Annotated in this window: 17 protein-coding genes; 6 read left to right on the top strand and 11 right to left on the bottom strand. The window is 66.5% G+C overall.

The annotated features are described in order from the left end of the window. Positions 1-40: 40 nt before the first annotated feature. Positions 41-1,027 (bottom strand): alpha-ketoacid dehydrogenase subunit beta, encoded by a 987-nt coding sequence (locus CG471_RS17285; protein ID WP_099232654.1) that lies wholly within the window; start codon positions 1,025-1,027, stop codon positions 41-43. After that, positions 1,024-2,019, bottom strand: coding sequence for a thiamine pyrophosphate-dependent dehydrogenase E1 component subunit alpha (locus tag CG471_RS17280; RefSeq protein ID WP_026108932.1), 996 nt, complete (start codon positions 2,017-2,019; stop codon positions 1,024-1,026). Before CG471_RS17280 ends, CG471_RS17285 begins: the two co-directional genes overlap by 4 nt. Positions 2,020-2,223: 204 nt before the next feature. Between CG471_RS17280 and CG471_RS17275 the strand changes: the two genes are divergently transcribed. Both CG471_RS17275 and CG471_RS17270 read left to right on the top strand, forming a co-directional pair. Beyond that, positions 2,224-3,231 (top strand): NAD(P)-dependent alcohol dehydrogenase, encoded by a 1,008-nt coding sequence (locus CG471_RS17275; protein WP_099232653.1) that lies wholly within the window; start codon positions 2,224-2,226, stop codon positions 3,229-3,231. 16 nt (positions 3,232-3,247) lie between these two features. After that, positions 3,248-3,547 carry a hypothetical protein gene (locus CG471_RS17270; protein ID WP_004209488.1) on the top strand — a complete coding sequence of 100 codons (300 nt, stop codon included), beginning with the start codon at positions 3,248-3,250 and terminating at the stop codon, positions 3,545-3,547. A 130-nt stretch (positions 3,548-3,677) separates the two neighbouring features. Here the strand turns inward: CG471_RS17270 and CG471_RS17265 are convergent, their stop codons facing one another. Next, entirely contained in the window at positions 3,678-5,366 is a 1,689-nt protein-coding gene (locus CG471_RS17265; RefSeq protein WP_099232652.1) for an FAD-dependent oxidoreductase, read from the bottom strand. Positions 5,367-5,500: 134 nt separating this feature from the next. Between CG471_RS17265 and CG471_RS17260 the strand changes: the two genes are divergently transcribed. Continuing rightward, entirely contained in the window at positions 5,501-6,301 is an 801-nt protein-coding gene (locus tag CG471_RS17260) for an enoyl-CoA hydratase/isomerase family protein (protein WP_099232651.1), read from the top strand. Positions 6,302-6,441: 140 nt separating this feature from the next. Here the strand turns inward: CG471_RS17260 and CG471_RS17255 are convergent, their stop codons facing one another. From CG471_RS17255 to CG471_RS17225, 7 genes are all read right to left on the bottom strand, one after another. Beyond that, positions 6,442-7,545: a Gfo/Idh/MocA family protein gene (locus CG471_RS17255; protein ID WP_099232650.1), complete on the bottom strand. Its 1,104-nt coding sequence runs from the start codon at positions 7,543-7,545 to the stop codon at positions 6,442-6,444. Position 7,546: 1 nt separating this feature from the next. Beyond that, positions 7,547-7,777, bottom strand: a complete 231-nt coding sequence (locus tag CG471_RS17250; protein ID WP_004209482.1) for a biotin/lipoyl-containing protein — start codon at positions 7,775-7,777, stop codon at positions 7,547-7,549. Positions 7,778-7,895: 118 nt separating this feature from the next. After that, positions 7,896-8,549: a carboxymuconolactone decarboxylase family protein gene (locus tag CG471_RS17245; RefSeq protein ID WP_099232649.1), complete on the bottom strand. Its 654-nt coding sequence runs from the start codon at positions 8,547-8,549 to the stop codon at positions 7,896-7,898. A 22-nt stretch (positions 8,550-8,571) separates the two neighbouring features. After that, the gene (locus tag CG471_RS17240) at positions 8,572-8,874 is read right to left on the bottom strand and encodes a DUF1330 domain-containing protein (RefSeq protein ID WP_099232648.1); all 303 of its coding nucleotides are present in this window, start codon (positions 8,872-8,874) and stop codon (positions 8,572-8,574) included. A gap of 17 nt (positions 8,875-8,891) precedes the next feature. Then, positions 8,892-10,241: an MFS transporter gene (locus CG471_RS17235; RefSeq protein WP_257211587.1), complete on the bottom strand. Its 1,350-nt coding sequence runs from the start codon at positions 10,239-10,241 to the stop codon at positions 8,892-8,894. A gap of 160 nt (positions 10,242-10,401) precedes the next feature. Further along, complete coding sequence (locus CG471_RS17230) at positions 10,402-11,820, bottom strand: acyl-CoA reductase (protein ID WP_099232646.1); 1,419 nt, start codon at positions 11,818-11,820, stop codon at positions 10,402-10,404. Then, entirely contained in the window at positions 11,817-13,169 is a 1,353-nt protein-coding gene (locus CG471_RS17225; protein WP_099232672.1) for a hypothetical protein, read from the bottom strand. Before CG471_RS17225 ends, CG471_RS17230 begins: the two co-directional genes overlap by 4 nt. Positions 13,170-13,271: 102 nt before the next feature. Between CG471_RS17225 and CG471_RS17220 the strand changes: the two genes are divergently transcribed. The 3 genes from CG471_RS17220 to CG471_RS17210 are packed head-to-tail and all read left to right on the top strand — an operon-like array spanning position 13,272 to position 16,062. Next, positions 13,272-13,925 (top strand): TetR/AcrR family transcriptional regulator, encoded by a 654-nt coding sequence (locus CG471_RS17220; RefSeq protein WP_257211586.1) that lies wholly within the window; start codon positions 13,272-13,274, stop codon positions 13,923-13,925. A 50-nt stretch (positions 13,926-13,975) separates the two neighbouring features. Further along, positions 13,976-15,202 (top strand): MFS transporter, encoded by a 1,227-nt coding sequence (locus CG471_RS17215; protein WP_099232644.1) that lies wholly within the window; start codon positions 13,976-13,978, stop codon positions 15,200-15,202. Next, on the top strand, positions 15,199-16,062 hold the full coding sequence (locus tag CG471_RS17210) for an SDR family NAD(P)-dependent oxidoreductase (RefSeq protein WP_099232643.1): 864 nt from the start codon (positions 15,199-15,201) through the stop codon (positions 16,060-16,062). Before CG471_RS17215 ends, CG471_RS17210 begins: the two co-directional genes overlap by 4 nt. Before the next feature lie 98 nt (positions 16,063-16,160). Here the strand turns inward: CG471_RS17210 and CG471_RS17205 are convergent. Then, positions 16,161-16,890 (bottom strand): SDR family NAD(P)-dependent oxidoreductase (locus CG471_RS17205; RefSeq protein WP_099232642.1); only part of this gene is annotated, 730 nt, incomplete at its 5' end.

Genomic DNA, 16,890 nt, shown 5'->3' with positions numbered 1-16,890 from the left:
AGAAAGCGGCCGGATTGCTGCCCCGGCCGCCTTCCGATCTTCAGGCCATCAGCGCCTTGACCGCGTCGGCCACGCGCTCGGGCGAGACGATATAGGCGTCCTCCAGCACCTTGGCGAAGGGCACCGGCGACTTGGGCGCGCCCAGGCGCCGGACCGGGGCCTTCAACTGGCCGAACAGTTCCTCGGCAATGGTCGAGGCGATCTCGCCGCCCGGACCGAAATCGCGCACGGCTTCATGCACCACCAGCGCGCGGCCAGTCTTGGCGACCGAGGCCAGCACCGCTTCGCGATCCCAGGGCGATACGGTGCGCAAATCGACCAGTTCGGCCGAGATGCCTGCCTCCGCCAAGGCCGGTAGCGCGGCCTGGCAGCGCAGCACCTGCGACGACCAGGAGATGATGGTGATGTCGGTGCCTTCCTGCACGATCCGCGCCTTGCCCAGCGGGATCGGCGTCGCGACCTCGTCCACCTCGCCCGGAATGAACAGGCTGCCGGCGGATTCGATGAAGATGCAGGGATCGGGATCCTGGATGCAGGACAGCAGCAACCCCTTGTAATCGGCCGGGTTCGAGGGCGCGACCACCTTGATGCCGGCGGTGTGGGCGAACCAGCCTTCCAGATGGTCGGCATGCTGGCCCGCCGTCTGCCAACCCGCACCGGTCAGGGTGCGGATGGTGATCGGCACCGTGCTCTGCCCGCCGGACATGAAGCGCAGCTTGGCGGCATGGTTGAAGATCATGTCCATGGCAACGGTGGTGAAGTTCATCAGCATGATCTCCGCCACCGGCTTATAGCCGGCCAGCGCCGCGCCGATCGCCGCGCCGATGATCGCCTGTTCGGAGATCGGCGTCGATTTGACGCGATCGTCGCCGAAGCGGGTCGAGAGGCCGGCTGTCGCGCCGGTGACGCCGCCGCCTTCGCGGTCGGCGACATCCTCGCCCAGCACCAGCACCTTGTCATCCTCCGCCATCGCCTGGGCGAGGGCCGAATTGACGGCCTGGAGCGAGTTCATCTTCTTGGCCGTCATGCGGGCATCTCCTGGGCAAACACATCGCGGCGCAGTTCATCGACCGACGGCAGCGGGCTGGCCAGCCCGAATTCCTGGGCATCCTCGACCTCGGCCTCGATCTTCGCCTGCATCTCGGCCAGCTGATCCTCGGTCGCGTGGCCCTGTGCCACCAGCCATGCCTTGAAGGCGGGCAGCGGATCCTTGGCGATCGCCGCGGCCTTTTCCTCCTTGGTCATATATTTGTCGTCGTCGCCCAGGACGTGGCCCAGGAAACGGAAGGTCTTACACTCCAGCAGGGTCGGCCCCTCGCCCTCACGGGCGCGGGTGATCGCTTCATGTGCGGCGGCATACATGGCGAGCGGATCATTGCCGTCGACGGTATGGCCGGGCATGCCGTAGCCGATCGCCCGCTTGGCGATGAAGTCGACCGAGGTGCCATTCTCGTAGCGCGTATGTTCGGCAAAGCCGTTATTCTGGCACACGAAGATCACCGGCAGCTTCCACACCGACGCCAGGTTCAGCGCCTCGTGGAAGGCGCCGATATTCGACGCGCCATCGCCGAAATAGGCGATCGTCACCCGCTTCGACCCATCCAGCTTCGCCGCCCAGGCAAGGCCATTGGCGATCGGCATGGAGGAGCCGACGATGCCGGTCGTCACCATCACCCCGGTTTCGGGATGGGTGAGGTGCATCGGCCCGCCCTTGCCCTTGCAGGTGCCGTCGACGCGCCCGGCAATCTCCGCCCAGAGCGGGCGCAGCGGCATGTCCTTGGCCACCATGTCGTGGATGCCGCGATAGATGGTGCAGATCTTGTCGTCATCGGTCAGCAGCGACGAGATGGTCGCGGGTATCACTTCCTGCCCGCGCGCCGAATAATAGGGCATCACCAGCCGCCCCAGGCGGATGGTCTTGCGGATCGCGTCGTCGTTGCGCTCGATCCGGATCATGCGGCGGTAGATGTCCACCAGCGCTTCCTGGCTCGGCGCCGGGGCGTTGCTCAACTCTGCCATGGGTTCCTCGATGGCTATGGAATGTGCCCCCTGCATTGGCCGTCGGGCATCGGGGGTCAACTCGCCCCGGCGATATGTGCCTCCGCGCCTCAAAAGGCGCGAAAATGCGTCGCTTTTCCGAGCGATTTCGCTCCACCGATATGCGGCCGGCGATGCTTGCAATGCGGTCCGATCGGCCCAAGCTGGCAGCAGGGAGAGCGCGCGATGACGAACATGCTGGCCGCCGTCGCCAAAGGCGGCGAAGGGATTGAGGGGATCGCGATCCGAAGCGTGCCGATCCCGGTTGCGGGGCCGGGCGAGGCGCTGGTGCGGCTCAAGGCGGCGACGCTCAATTTCCGCGACCTGATCATCGCCCGCGGCATGATGGCGGGTCTCGCCAAGGAACCCGACTATGTCCCCCTGTCCTGCGCCACCGGCGAGGTGGTCGCGGTCGGCGATGGCGTTTCGCGCGTGAAGCCGGGCGACCGGGTCAACCCGATCTTCGCGCTGGGCTGGCTGGAGGGACGACAGCCGAGCATGGCGATGCTGGGCGGCAGCGCCGACGGCGTCGCGCGTCAATATGCGGTCTTTCCGGCCGAAAGCCTGTGCATCGTGCCGGACGCGCTCGGCGATCTGGAGGCCGCGACTTTGACCTGCGCCGGCCTGACGGCCTGGAACGCGCTGTTCCTGCCCCGCCCGATCCAGCGGGGCGAATGGATATTGTGCCAGGGCACCGGCGGCGTATCGATCGCGGCATTGCAATTTGCCAAGGCGGCTGGCGCCCATGTCGCCATCACCTCCTCCTCCGACGCGAAGCTGGCGCGTGCCCGCGCGCTGGGCGCCGACATCAGCGTCAATTATCGCACCGATCCCGACTGGCCGGCGGCGATCCGCCAGGCGCTGGGCGGGCGCGGTGTCGACATCGTCGTCGACGTGGTCGGCGCCAGCCAGGTGGAAACCGCCGCATCGCTGATCAACCCCGGCGGGGTGATCGCCGCGATCGGCATGCTGGGGTCCGAGTTCAGCTGGCACCTGGCCGATGTCGGCGGCCATCCGGTCGCCCGCATCTCGGTCGGCAACCGCGCCGAGCATGAGGCGATGCTGGCCTTTTGCGCGCAGCATCGCATCCGGCCGGTGGTCGATGCGGTCTATGATCTCACCCGTCTGGCCGATGCCTGCCGCCATCTGGAAAGCGGCCAATTTTTCGGCAAGATCGGGATAAACCTACTCTAAATTCTGGAACGGACGCATGGACAAGAATGAAAAGGCGCGCGAGGCGGCCGAGCGCGTGCTGCAACTGGAGGCCGAGTTGGAGGCGGAGGGCGATGCCCGCACCGGTGGCGACGAACTCGCCCATTCGCGCGCAGTGCTGCACCAATGGGTCGATACGGTGGTCGCGGTCGTGGCCTCGCCAGGGGTCGGCCGCGTGACGCTGATCCACGCCGATGGCGGCCAGACCAAGATCGCCTCGCCCAGCCTGCCCTTCCTGCTCTCGCGTCCGGCCCGGTTCGATGCGCAGGATGAAAATTCTCCGCCCGACGCGGGTTGAAAGCGGCCAGCGGCTTCCTATCTGTGAATGGTCGCGGCCAGCCCCCTCAGGCCGAGGCATCTTACCAGGCCCCCGGCGCACTCCCCCCGCGTCGGGGGCAATGGTTTTCCGGGGCTATTCCTTTCCTTCGTTACTGATTGTCCAGCCCGGCCGCATGGCGCGCCGCGATATAGCCGAACACCATCGACGGCCCGATGCTGGCGCCCGCCGCAACATAGACATTGCCCATCACCGACGCGGTGGTGACGCCGGTGGCATAGAGGCCGGGGATCGGCGCGCCCGCGCCATCGACCACCCGCCCGCGTTCATCGGTGACGACGCCGCCATAGGTGCTGACATCGCCCGGCACGACCGGCACGGCGTAAAAAGGCCCCTTCTCGATCGATCCCATGGAGCGTTCCGCGGAAAAGGGATCGCCCACGAAGCCGCAATTGTCATAGGCGCGCGCGCCGCGATCAAAGTCGCCATCCTTGCCGGCGGCGACGAAGCCGTTCCAGCGCGCCACGGTCGCGGCCAGGGTGGCGGGATCGGCGCCGATGCTGGCCGCCAGCCCCTCGATCGTGTCGGCGCTGTGCAGATAGCCGCTTTCCACCCAGCCTTCGGGAATCGCCTTGTCGATGAAGCGGCCGGCGACGGCATAAAGCTCGACATATTGACGGTCCAGGATCGCCCAGCTGGGCACCGCCGGCACTACCGCGTTCCGCCGGACCATCGTCTCGCAATAGAGCTCGTAGCTGCCCCCTTCGTTCATGAAGCGGGTGCCGCCCTGATCGACCAATATGGCGTGCGGCTTGCCGGTCATGGACTGGGCGCCGGGCGCGACATAGCCCTTGTCCCAGCCGGGCGCGGGGGTGAGCTGATAGCCGACCATCTGGTCCATCTGTGCCAGCCGGCCGCCGACCCGCTCCAGTTCCTGCTGCATCTCGCCGGTATCGCCCTCGGGCGTCTGCGACCATTCGGCACGGGTGCCGGGCATGTAGCGGTCACGCATCGCCTGGTTGCGGGCAAAGCCGCCGGCATTGACCAGCACGCCCAGCCGCGCGCCGATCCGCCAGGGCTTGCCGTCCTTCACCGTCACGACGCCGGTGGCGATCCCCTCCTGCACGACGATCTCGCTTACCGGCGTATCGGTGCGGACGTCGGCACCGGCCGCCAGCACGGCTTTCAGCATCCGCCCCTGCAGCGCGGCCCCGGCGGTGGTATATTTGCGGCCCAGCAGCTTGTCGCGAATGGTGCGCAGCGCGATCTTGGCCATCAGCTTGCCCGACGCCTTGTTGGTGCGACGATGGCCCTGCGCCTCCATCCCCTCGACCAGCGTGACGTTGAATTCGGCAAAGCCCTGGCGCAGCCGGTCGGCCCAGTCGCCCAGTTCCTTGCGGTTGAAGGGCCTGGCCACCACGGTGCGCGACGTCTTGCAGCCGCCGGGCTGCTCATCATAATAATCGGGCCAGAAGGTCGAACCGCGTTGCAGCGCCACCCCCTGATCCACCAGGAAATCGACCGCGCGCGGCGCCTGCGTCACATAGGCGAGGCGCTTCTCGCGCGAGGTGCCGGGGGCCGGATGGCCGTCCAGCGCCTGCAGCGCGTCGAGATAGGTCATCGCCGCCTCGGCACTGTCCGCCTCGCCATCGGCTGCCATGAAGCGGTTGGCGGGAATCCACATGACGCCGCCCGACTTGGCGGTGGTACCGCCGATCTTGTCGGTCTTTTCCAGGATGACGACCGACTTGCCGGCCTGGCGCATGACCAGCGCCGAACTCATCGAACCGGCGCCGCTGCCCACGACCACCCAGTCGAATATCTCGTCGAACCCGTCCATGCGCCGCTCTCCCTTTTCTGTGCGTCCGGGCTATCGTGCCGGGGCGATGATGGGGAGGGTGGAGCCACGCTCATCGCCACGGCGACGTTGGAGCGGCGCGGCGCCATGCTAGAGCAGGCCGCAAGGAGAGACGCATGAGCCATGACCTGCCCGATTATCGCACCATCCCGCTGGAGCGGCGGGGGCGGCTGTTGGTGATGACGCTCAACCGGCCCGAGGCACTGAACGCGGTCAATCTCGACCTGCATGACGAATTGCCCGAGGCGCTGGCCTTTGCCGGGCGCGACAATGGGTCCGACGTGGTGCTGCTGACCGGGGCGGGCCGCGCCTTTTCGGCTGGCGGCGACATCGCCCATATGGAGCATAATGCCGCCAACCCGCATCTGTTCGATCATGAGGCGCGGCAAGCGAAGCGGATCGTGTCAGCCCTGCTCGATATCGAAAAGCCGGTGGTGTGCCGGATGAACGGTCATGCGGTCGGGCTGGGCGCGTCGATCGCCTTGCTGTGCGATATCATCTTTGCCGCCGAGGGGGCGAAGATCGGCGACCCGCATGTCGGCATCGGCCTGGTCGCCGGCGATGGCGGCGCGGTCATCTGGGCACAGCGGATCGGCCTTGCCAGGGCGAAGGAATATCTGCTGACCGGCGAATTGCTGGGTGCGGCCAGGGCAGCGGAGATCGGCCTGATCAACCATTGCCTGCCGGCCGATCAGCTGGACGGGGCGGTCGATGCCTTCTGCGCCAGGCTGCTGGCCGGGGCGCCCAATGCGATCCGCTGGACCAAGATATTGACCAACATGGAATTGAAGCGGATCGCCGGCGCGGTGATGGAAGCCGGCATCGCCTATGAATCGCTCAGCGTCCGCACCGCCGACCACCGCGAAGGCATCGCCGCGCTCAAGGAGAAGCGGACAGCGAAATTTACAGGGCGATAGAAGGCCACGATAGATGCGTAGGCGACAGCCTTCTTCATACCGTCATGCCAGCGAAGGCTGGGATCTCTCTTTTCTTTCAAGCCATCGCCAAAAGAAGAGAGATGCCAGCCTTCGCTGGCATGACGAACGGTGGTGGCGCGTCAGATAATATCCGCCACGCGCACCCAGCGGCGTTCGGCACTGGAGATGCGGATCGCTTCCTGGATGCGTTCGACCTCCAGCGCGCGGGCGAAGTCCGGGGCGGCCGCGCCGCGACCATGGATCGCATCCACCATGGCCTGCATCGACAACGCCATCGGATAGCTGGGCTGCGGCTCGCTCTGCCAGTCGAGGGCGATGCCAGGCACGGTCTTGAACGCGTCAGGCAGCGCCACATCCTCCAGTGTGCCGCCCAATTGCCCGGCGCGCAGCGTGCAGTCGCGCGCGGTCGGGAAAGTCGGCGAGGTCGAGACCATCCGCCCCTTGTCGCCGAACAGGTCGAGCAGGAAGCCGTCATGCAGCGCCATACTCCAGCTGATCTGCATCTGCAGCACCAGCCCGCTTTCGAAGCGCAGGATGACATTGGCGAGATCGGTGGTTTCGGGCGTGATGGTGTCGCCGTCCGGGAAGGTCCAGCGCTTGAGTATCTGGCTGTCGTCCGCGACCAGCTCGGCGATCGGCCCGAGCAGGTGCAGCAGCAGATAGAGCGCGTGGCTGCCATTGTTGCGCACCGCCGACACGCCCTGCCCGGCCTGCGCGAACCAGTTATAGGGGAACAGCTTGTTGGGCTGGTTGAACAGCGAAATGTTGAAATGGCAGGTGCCGCCGAGCGGCGCGCCGATATGGCCATCATCCAGCATCGCCTTCATCTGCCGCAGGGCGGGCAGATATTGCGAGAAGGCATCGACCACGCCGATGCTGGTGTCGCCTTTCCAGGCCGTGTCGATCGCCTTGGCCCCGGCCCAGTCGGGGGCGTGGGGGCTGGCATTATAGACATGCTTGCCATGGGCGAGCGCGGCCAGCACCATCGGCAGGCGGACGCTGGGCCGGGTGCCGAGGTCGACAATGTCGATGTCGGGATCGGCGCACATCTCCTCCGCATTCCAGAAGGCACGCGGCAGGCCGAGCCGCTGCTGCGCGGCGCGGGCCGTCTCCTCGCGCGAGGTGCAGATCGCCGTCACCTCGACGCCGGGAATGGCGCGCCAGGCAGGCAGGTGCGCGAAGGCGCCCCAGGCGGCGCTGACGATGCCGACGCGCAGCACCATCTTATTCGATCGTGCCCAGAACGGTGCCGACCTCATAGGTTTCGCCCGGCTGGGCGATGATGCGCAGCGTGCCGCTGGCCGGAGCCTCGACCTCGTTCGCCGACTTGTCGGCTTCCAGCAGATAGAGCGGCTGGCCCTCGGTAACGGTCGCGCCGTCTTCGGCCAGCCATTCGGCGATCTGCGCCTCGGTCATGGAAAAGCCGATCTTGGGCAGCAGGATGTCGGTGGCCATGGTATGTCCCCTTTGAAACAGCGAATATCTGTTCCCCTGCTATCGCGCCTTTGGCGGCGGACAATGCGCAAAAGCGGCCCGCCGCCGCCATATCACCGGCGCGATAGAAGGGCGGGGATCAATAGCCGCGCGTGTCGGTCCAATTGTCAGTTTCGCCCGGCTTGAAGGTCTTGCCCGGCGTCCTGCCCGATCCGGTCTTGAGGTCGAAGCCGATCGGATCGGCGCCGCCCTCGATGCCGACGCCGAAGGAGGAGAGCGCCCAGCTGGTCATGACATAATGGCCTATCGAAAAGACCAGATCCATCTTCTGCCGCGTGTCGAAATGGGCGCCCAGCCCGTCCCAGGTGGCGTCGCTGATCTTGCCATCCTCGATCAGTTCGTCGACCGAGCGCAGCACCAGCGCATCCTCCTCCGCCCAGTCGCCGCCTTCGGGGAAATCGCGGATCGCGCCGATTTCCTCCAGGGTGATGCCGGCGTTGAGCGCATAGCCGACATGATTATGCCACTCATAGGCCGAGTTCACCCGCCAGGCGACGCGCAGGATCAGCAGTTCGAGCGCACGGGTCGACAGGCTGTTCGCCATCAGCAGATGCTTGCCCCAGATATTATAGACCTTCCCCAGCGGCGGATGGTTGGCCATCACCATCATGACATTGGTCTTGGACCCTTCCTCCCAGGCATTGGGTTCACCCCAGAAGGCAAAGACCTCGCGCGCGTCGTCGGTCCACTGGTCGCGCGGCAGATGGGGGATGCGGGGGGGGATGTCGGTCATGATGCGTCCTTGATGGAGAATCTCAAAGTCCCTCGACCAGCAGCACGCGATAGGGCGCTGCCTTCATCCGATAGGGCAAGGCCGCCTGATATTCGGCGCTGTCATACCAGGCGCGGGCCTTGGCGGCGTCGGGAAATTCCAGGATGATCGCGCCGTCCGTGCCCTCGCCTTCCAGCAATTGCTGCGCGCCATAAACGGCGAGCGGACGGATGCCGTAATGGGCGACGAAGGTCGCGGCATTGGCGCGGTTCATCGCGCTATAGGTATCCATCGCCTCCTGATCAGCGATCGGGCCTTCGCGGGTGACGATCATATAGGCGGGCATCGGCAGCGCTCCTCGCGTCAGTGGATGGCGGCGGGCATGGTGCTGCGGTCCCAGCCGCCGGCCGCGGCGAAATCCTTGCGGCAGCTGCGGCTGGCGAGCCAGGCGAGGATGGTGCTGGGGATGCCGACCAGCAGCGCCCAGCGCATCGCCATGCCGAGCGAATCCTCGCCATAGACCGGGCGCAATGCGTCGCTGAGCGCGCCGACCAGCACCGGTCCGCCGCCCAGGCCCACGACCTGGATCGACACCATCAGCACGGCGATCGCGGTAGCGCGCGAACGCGAGGGCACCAGCCCCGCCACCACCGCCATCAGCGGCGCGGCGGAGAGGCCACCCAGCAGCATGTTGAGGCCATAGAGCGGAAAGACCCGCTCGCCCGGCCCGGTCAGGATCATCCAGCCGATGGCGGTGGCGCAGGCGCCCGACAGCATCAGGATCCAGACATACCAGCGCAGGTCGCGCCGGCCGAGATAGTCGGCCAGCGGTCCGCCCAGCGTATGGCCGATCGCCGAACCGAAGAAGAGCGCGCCGCCCATCTGCAACCCGGCCTGGCTGGCCGGCATGCCATGGGTCCGCTCCATGAAGGCCGGCGCCCAGCTGATGAAGCCCATGGTCAGCAGCGCATTGAGCGAGGCGGCGGCGATCAGCGGCGGCAGGGTGCGGATCGCCAGCAATTCGCGCGCGGTCTGCAGAAAGGGCACGGGCCGCGCCTGTTCGGCCGATGCGCCGTCGGCCAGGCCCGATCGACTGTCGCGCAGGGTGAACCAGACGATCGGCGCCAGGATGAAGCCGGGGATGGAGGCGAAGATCAGCGTCTCCCGCCAGCCATAGGCCTGCACCGCCCAGCCGCCGACGGCCGGACCAAGGAAGGTGCCGAGCGAGGCGCCGAGCAGGAAGATGGACAGCGCCGTCGCGCGCTGGCGGATCGGGAAGAGATCGGCGATCCAGGCCTGGGACGGCGGGGTGAAGCCGCCTTCGCCAAGGCCGATGCCGGCGCGGCCGATCAGCAATATCCAGAAGCTCTTCGCCAGACCGCAGACGATGACGGCGGCGCTCCACACGGTGGCGGCGATGGCGACGATCTTGCGCTTCGACCAGCCATCGGCCAGCCGCGCCAGCGGGATGATGGCCAGGATATAGACGATCGCGATGATCATGTCCTTGGCCATGCCGATCGCGGCGTCGGACAGGCCCAGTTCGTGGCGGATCGGCTCCACCATCACCACCATCAGATAGCGTTCGCCCTGGACCGAGGCCGACACCAGCACCATCAGCAGCAGGAAATAGGCGCGATAGGCCATGGAGGGCAGTGCTTCGGCCGGCGTGACGGCGGAAGCCGTGTCGAAATGCGGGTCGCTGTCTGCCATGCGCTTGTCCTCACCTGTTGCGGCGCGGTCGTGGCGCGCGACGATCATGCGGCTGGAGCCGTCTTGTCCGGACAGGATTTGAAACCGGTTCGCCCGGCGAGGCAATGCGGGCGAGAAAGGATCGCTTGCGCGATGGCCCTTCCCGCCCGGCCAGAGAGGTTCAGGCGTCCTCGTCGCTCATCCAGTGGACGAAGCGCTGGAGCGGCAGCATGCCGTCATGAGCGCCGCCCATCACATGCTTGGCCGCGCCGCCCAGCCGCACCACGCGCTGCGCCCCGGCGCTGGCGAGGCAGTCGCGCAGGGCGTGTTTGCGCTCGGGCGGGTAGATGCCGATCGTCTGGGTCGCGACATTCACATAGCGGACCGCCTGATCCAGCGAGGCGACATGGACGACATTGGCGGTCTTGTTGCTGGGGTGGAAATCGACCGGCTCGCCGGTCAGGATGACGAGGCCCCGGCCATCGGGCTTGCCCCAGACTTTGGTGTCGTCGCCCATCAGGGTCAGCATCTCGATCTCGTCGCGCACCTCGACCGGCAGCGGATGCGCGACCGCCGAGGCGGTTTCGCGATCCAGGCCAAGCTTCTCCTGCAACTTCGCGCAAAAGACCTCCACCCCGGCCCGGTCGCCCTCGACGAAGATGAAGCGGCTGGCGAGGCAGGCCTCCTGATTCATCGTCGCGACGTCGGTGGCGGCGGCATCGGCGACCTCGTCGATGACGGCAGGATCGAACCCTTCCGGTCCGATCATCGAGATCGACGTCTTGGGATCGAACGACACCATCTGGATGCCCGGCCCCAGATATTTGATGACATTCTTGATCGCGTCGCCGCCGCCCCAGGCGACGATCTTGTCGAAATATTGCGGGCGATAGAGCGTCCCTTCGATCCGCTCGTCGCCGCCGCGCCAATAGACCGCCGACATCGACCGGACGACCGGATGATCGGGATCGACATCGGCCATGGTGCGCAGCATCGCGACACAGGTGAAAGGGTCGCTCGACGGCATCTTGAAGACATTGACCGCCTTCACCAGCGCCCCCTGCGCGATCGAGGAGATGCAGCCGGTGGGCGAATTGCCGGCCAGCATATGCACCATGCGCGGCGGAAAGGCACGCAGCGCGCCGCGATTGCCGTGCATGTCGGTGCGCTCCACCCAGCGGTCGAGCGCGGCGGGATTGAGGAAGCTCGATTCGATGCTGCAGCGCAGCCCCTCGGGCGTCAGGAAATGCTTGGCCCGACGGAACAGATTTTCCACCACCCGGCGCGGCAGCGGATTGACCTTTACCGTATGTTCCAGCGCCGCCTGCAGATAGGGATTGGTCTCGAAATCCATCCGCTGCCCGGCCTCGACCAGGAAATCGATGATCTCGCTGACTGGCACGTCGAGCAGCGGCGGCAGTTCGGATCGCGGCGCGACCAGCGCATTGAGGTCGATCTGCGGCGTCGCGAAATCGACGCCCAGGTCGCGCGAGCGATGGCGCACCGCCCCGCCCTCGACCAGCTTGCCGCGCACGAAATGATCGACGCGGATCGGTTCGGCGGCCGTTTCGACCGGGGCCGCCTGTTCAAGCACGCTCATGCCACACCTCGCACATAGGCATCGACGGTACCCGCGCAGCCGATCTTGTCGTCGCCGTCCAGATCGGCATAGCGGGCGATATTGTCGCGAATGGATGGCCCGCTATTGCCGCAGGCACAGGGGCTGTAGTCGACCGATATCCGGTCGCCGGTGATGACGCCGCCCCAGCGGCCGTCGAGCGACAGGTCGAAGAAGGCGGCCCGCCCCTCGACTTCGCCGTCATGATCATGGGCGATCAGCGCATCGCCATCCTTGTCCAGGATCATCGGCACGATCCAGGGCGGCACATGATAACGCCCGCCCTCGCGGCATTTGGGCATGCCGCTGTTGAGTTCCTGCATCGAATAATTCTGGAAGTGCCGGCCTTCGGGGATGTTGAAGGTTTCATGCACGAACTGCTGATAATCGTCCGGCAGTTGCGCGCGCTTGAGGCCGCCGCCGATATAGATGCAGTTGTCCGGGTTGAAATCCTTGGCGCTATAGCCGCGCTCCCGCACTGCCTTGGCGACATGGTAGAGCGCGTTCCACATGCCCGCGATATAGAGTTTGTCGGCGCGATGCTCGATCATCGCATCGGCGGCGATATGAACGGCGGCGTCCATCGCCTCCTGCCGGAAGCGCGACGTTTCCTCGAACTCGGCAATGTCGCCGGGCAGCGCGCTGCCGTCCGCCATCGCCTTGCGCAGCACGACCATGCGGGTCAGCGATCCGACGGTGATCGGCGGCACCGGATATTGGAACATTTCCTTGGCGGGATCGCCAAAGGCCGCGCGCTGGGCTTCCCCGATCATCTCGTTCTTGGGCACCTTGGCGACCGGGGCCAGGCCCATGATGCGGCGGTCCTGCGCCGGCTGCACGCCCGATCCCCAGGCAAAGACATTGACGGTATCGATCTTCGACCAGTCCATGTCCGCCTGCGACGCGATCAGCATCGCCGACTTGCCGGTGGTGCCGCTGGAGCAGGAGACATAATGGCCCGCCGCCTGCAGTCGCGCGATCCAGTCATCGACGTCGGTGATGCCATCAAGGTCGATGTCGGTCACGGGATGGGCGGAAATGGTGTTGAGCCACTGGGTCAGCTTGTCCCAGCGCTGCTGCATCAGCCAGTTTTCGGGATAGCTCTTGTACGCCGTGTGCGGGAACAGCAGCTTCACCGCGTCGTCGAGCGAGGTGACTTCACCGATCCCCGCTTCCCGCGCGCGGTGACCCAGCAGGCGGATGCCGTCCTTCTTTTCCTGGAACCGCTCGTTCAGCGCCACGATCTGCGCCTCGCGCAATTCGGCGTGGGGAATGTTGAATCGATAGTCCGAACTGACCAGTCCGGTGAGGCGATCAGCCTGCGCGCCCATATCCTGCTCCTTGCCCTTGTGGCTCCGGTGCATTAATAGCACCTGATGCGTATCATTATGCATGATTCGCAAAAGGCGGCAAGGGCCATAATGATGCTGGTCATGGACACACCGATTTCAGATCCCCGCCCCGCCGCCGGGCGCCCGACCCGCGAGCAGGCGCAGGCGCGCCAGGCCGAAATGCTCGACGCGGCGCTCGACATGTTCCTCGACAAGGGGTTCGAGCTGACGACGATGGAGGCGGTGGCCGCCGCTGTCGGCATGACCAAGCGCACCATCTATGCCCGCTATCCCGACAAGGCAGCGCTGTTCATGGCGGCGGTCGGCCGGGCGATCGCACGCACCGCCACGCCACGCGCCGCGCTGGAGGCAATCGCCGGCGATGATCTGGAAACCATCTTGGTCGCGATCGCCCGGCTGCGCATCGCCGACCTGTCGACACCAGAGGGTGTCCGGCTGCGGCGGATCATCACCACCGAATCCTATCGTTTCCCCGACCTGCTGATGCTGTCCTACAGCCAGGGCGCCCAGCCAGTGCATGACCATCTGGCCGACCTGCTGCGCCGCCATGATAGCGCCGGGGCGATTTGCGTGGACCGGCCGGACATGGCAGCCAGCCTGTTCATGACGATGGTGCTGGGCGGGCCGATCCGGCTGGTGGGATCGCCCCAGCCGATGAGCGCCGCCGAGGTGGACGACTGGGTACGGGCCGCCGTGCGCCTGTTCCTGAACGGCATAAGGACCAGATCGGGCTAGCAAGCCGGACCACCCGAAAGAGGGGGCCGGCACCAGATGAGGAGAGGGATATGGGATCGGCCTATTGGGGCGAATTGCGGACGCATTGGCGGCCCCTGCTCGCCGCGACGATGGGACTGGGCTTCGGCATCGGCCTGTCGGCCTATACGATGAGCCTGTTCGCGCCGAAGATGATCGGCGAGTTCGGCTGGGAGAAATCGCAATTCGCCCTGCTCGGCAGTTTCGGCCTGCTGATGCTGATCATGCAGCCGATCACCGGGCGGCTGACCGACCGGTTCGGGGTGCGCGCGGTATCCGCCGTCGGCGTGCTGGCTGGGCCGATCGCCTATCTGGGCTTCGCCTTCCAGCCGGGTAGCATCCGTGCCTTCTTCGCCGTCGCCGTGCTGCAGATCATCCTCGGCACGCTCACCACCTCGCCGGTCTATACCCGCATCGTCGCCGAACGGTTCGAGCGGGCACGCGGCCTGGCCTTCTCGATCGTGATGACCGGTCCGCCGCTGGTCGGCGCGGTGATCGCCCCGCTGCTCGGCGGCTTCATCGAAAGCCAGGGCTGGCGCAACGGCTATCTGCTGATGGGCGGCGTCACCCTGGTCTTCGGCCTGATCGCGGTGCTGCTGACGCCTGCCCATATCGGCGTGCATCCCCATGAAGAGGTCGAGGAAGCAGGGACGGCCGCGCCGGTCGGCAGCCGCGTCATCTTCCGCAATCCCGCCTTCTGGGTGCTGATCGTCGGCATGGTGCTGGTCAATTTCCCGCAGGGGCTTGCCTCGGCCCAGATGAAGCTGGTGCTCATGGACAGCGGCGCCGCATCGCAGACCGCGACCTGGCTGATTTCCATCTATGCGATCGGCGTGCTGCTCGGCCGTTTCGCCTGCGGCCTGTCGCTCGACCGGATGCCGCCGCACCATGTCGCCGCGCTGGCGCTGGCAATGCCGGCGATCGGCATGGCGCTGATGGCCTCGCCACTGGATGCGACCATCGTTCTGGCTCTCTCGGTCGCGATGATGGGGCTGGCGCAGGGGGCGGAGGGCGACATCGCCGCCTATCTGGTCTCGCGCCGCTTTGGCCTGGGCGTGTTCAGCCTGGTCATGGGTTTTGTCGGCGCGGCGATCGCGGGCGGGGCGGCGCTGGGTTCGCTGACGCTCAGCCTCACCCTGAGCATCTGGGGCAGCTATGCGCCGTTCCTGGCGCTCAGCGCCTGCGTCACCCTGGCCGGCGCCGCCCTGTTCCTGACCCTGGGGCGCCGTCCCCCCACTATGGAGCCCGTCTACGCATGAGCGACACCCAACGCACCGCGATCGTCACCGGGGCCAGCGCCGGCGTCGGCAAGGAAGCCGCCCGCGCCCTGCTGCAACAGGGCTGGCGGGTGATCGGCATCGGCCGCGACGCCGCCCGTTGCGCCGAGGCGGAGGCCGACCTCAGGGCCGAGGCCGGCGGCGATTTCACGATGCTGCGCGCCGATCTTTCCGCCATGGCCGATACGGCGCGGGTCGCGCGGGAGATCGCGACGCTTGCGCCGGAGATCGACGCGCTGCTCAACAATGCCGGCGGCGTGGTGGCGGAACGGACGATCACGCCCGAAGGGTTCGAGGCGACCTTTGCCTCCAACCATCTTGCCCCGTTCCTGTTGACGCAGACGCTGCTGCCCAATCTGCGCGCCGCTGCCCACAAGCGCGGTCCGGGCGCGGTGCGCGTGATCGCCGTGTCCTCTACCGGGCATGAGCAGAGCCCTGGCATCCAGTGGGACGACCTCAGCTTCGCCGACAATTTCGTCGGTGGCGCGGCCTATTGCCATGCCAAGCTCGCCAATATCCTCTTCACCCGCGAACTGGCCCGCCGCGTCGCCGATCACGGCATCGTCGCTCACACCATGCATCCCGGTGTGGTCGCCAGCAATTTCGCCAGCCACTGCGACGCGCCGATGCAGGCCTATATGGAATCGATCCTCGACCGATCGGTCACGCCCGCCCAGGCCGCCGACACATTGGTCTGGCTGGCCAGTGCAGAGGAACCGGGGCGCAGCAGCGGCGGCTATTTCCATCAGCGTGCCGAACTGACCCCATCCGCGGCCGCGCAGGATGATGCGCAGGCGCTGAAACTGTGGCAGCTCAGCGAGGCGATGGTGGCAGGTTTCTAGAGCATTCTCCAATTAGGTTGAATCGGAGAATGCTCTAATTTCCTTTTGTTTGCCGCATTCTGCGAGTCGTCGGCTGTTCCAGCCGACTTCAGAATGCTCTAGCCCCGCCCCTCGGCCACGATGCGGAACTCGTCGAAGATATCGGCCGGGATGGCATAGCCGGCGCCATCGTCGCGGATCCTGTCGATATGGGCGGCGACATCCTCGGCGGTCGGCGGCGCGTCCAGCCCATGGTCCCATCCCTTCGTCGCGCCGACGAACACCCGCGCGATCCGCCCACCGAGCGCGGAATAGATGCTGTGGGTCGAGGTGCAGCGCTCAAGCGCCAACCAGGCGACCAGGCCGGCGGTGAAGCGCGGATCGAAACTGGGACCGAGTGCCCGGCCCCAGGGATTATGGCCGAGCGTCCCCTCGCTCATGCCCGCCGACATGCGGCTGGCGGCATTGGGCATGACCGCGTTGCACAGGATGCCATGCGGGCGCCCTTCCTCCGCCAGATTGTGCATCAGCCCCATGACGCCGCCCTTGGCCGCGCCATAGGCGGACAGCTGGCCCATCCCCAGCATGCCGCCGCCCGATGTGGTCAGCACCAGCCGGCCGCCGCCCTGCGCCCGCATGTGCGGCCAGGCGGCGCGCGCGACATTGAAGGAGCCGCGCACATGGACGGCGAGCAGCGCATCGAGATCGGCCGCCGTCAGATCCTCGACCGGCGCGAAGCGCATATTGCCGGCATTGGCGATCACCGCGTCGATCCGGCCGAAACGGGCGATGGCGAGGTCGATCATCGCCTGCGCGCCGTCGGGCGACGACACATCATCGCCATTGGCG

Source organism: Sphingobium sp. IP1 (assembly GCF_002708645.1).
In the GTDB taxonomy this organism is placed as follows: Bacteria; Pseudomonadota; Alphaproteobacteria; order Sphingomonadales; family Sphingomonadaceae; genus Sphingobium; species Sphingobium yanoikuyae.
This window is presented reverse-complemented; position numbering and strand designations above follow the sequence as displayed.

Bases quoted from the DNA above. Each gene is read 5' to 3' on its own strand.
- CG471_RS17285 (WP_099232654.1), bottom strand. From the start codon at position 1,027: ATGACGGCCAAGAAGATGAACTCGCTCCAGGCCGTCAATTCGGCCCTC.
- CG471_RS17215 (WP_099232644.1), top strand. From the start codon at position 13,976: ATGGGATCGGCCTATTGGGGCGAATTGCGGACGCATTGGCGGCCCCTG.
- CG471_RS17270 (WP_004209488.1), top strand. From the start codon at position 3,248: ATGGACAAGAATGAAAAGGCGCGCGAGGCGGCCGAGCGCGTGCTGCAA.
- CG471_RS17260 (WP_099232651.1), top strand. From the start codon at position 5,501: ATGAGCCATGACCTGCCCGATTATCGCACCATCCCGCTGGAGCGGCGG.
- CG471_RS17230 (WP_099232646.1), bottom strand. From the start codon at position 11,820: ATGAGCGTGCTTGAACAGGCGGCCCCGGTCGAAACGGCCGCCGAACCG.
- CG471_RS17265 (WP_099232652.1), bottom strand. From the start codon at position 5,366: ATGGACGGGTTCGACGAGATATTCGACTGGGTGGTCGTGGGCAGCGGC.
- CG471_RS17210 (WP_099232643.1), top strand. From the start codon at position 15,199: ATGAGCGACACCCAACGCACCGCGATCGTCACCGGGGCCAGCGCCGGC.
- CG471_RS17240 (WP_099232648.1), bottom strand. From the start codon at position 8,874: ATGCCCGCCTATATGATCGTCACCCGCGAAGGCCCGATCGCTGATCAG.
- CG471_RS17250 (WP_004209482.1), bottom strand. From the start codon at position 7,777: ATGGCCACCGACATCCTGCTGCCCAAGATCGGCTTTTCCATGACCGAG.
- CG471_RS17225 (WP_099232672.1), bottom strand. From the start codon at position 13,169: ATGGGCGCGCAGGCTGATCGCCTCACCGGACTGGTCAGTTCGGACTAT.
- CG471_RS17220 (WP_257211586.1), top strand. From the start codon at position 13,272: ATGGACACACCGATTTCAGATCCCCGCCCCGCCGCCGGGCGCCCGACC.
- CG471_RS17245 (WP_099232649.1), bottom strand. From the start codon at position 8,549: ATGACCGACATCCCCCCCCGCATCCCCCATCTGCCGCGCGACCAGTGG.
- CG471_RS17235 (WP_257211587.1), bottom strand. From the start codon at position 10,241: ATGGCAGACAGCGACCCGCATTTCGACACGGCTTCCGCCGTCACGCCG.
- CG471_RS17280 (WP_026108932.1), bottom strand. From the start codon at position 2,019: ATGGCAGAGTTGAGCAACGCCCCGGCGCCGAGCCAGGAAGCGCTGGTG.
- CG471_RS17255 (WP_099232650.1), bottom strand. From the start codon at position 7,545: ATGGTGCTGCGCGTCGGCATCGTCAGCGCCGCCTGGGGCGCCTTCGCG.
- CG471_RS17275 (WP_099232653.1), top strand. From the start codon at position 2,224: ATGACGAACATGCTGGCCGCCGTCGCCAAAGGCGGCGAAGGGATTGAG.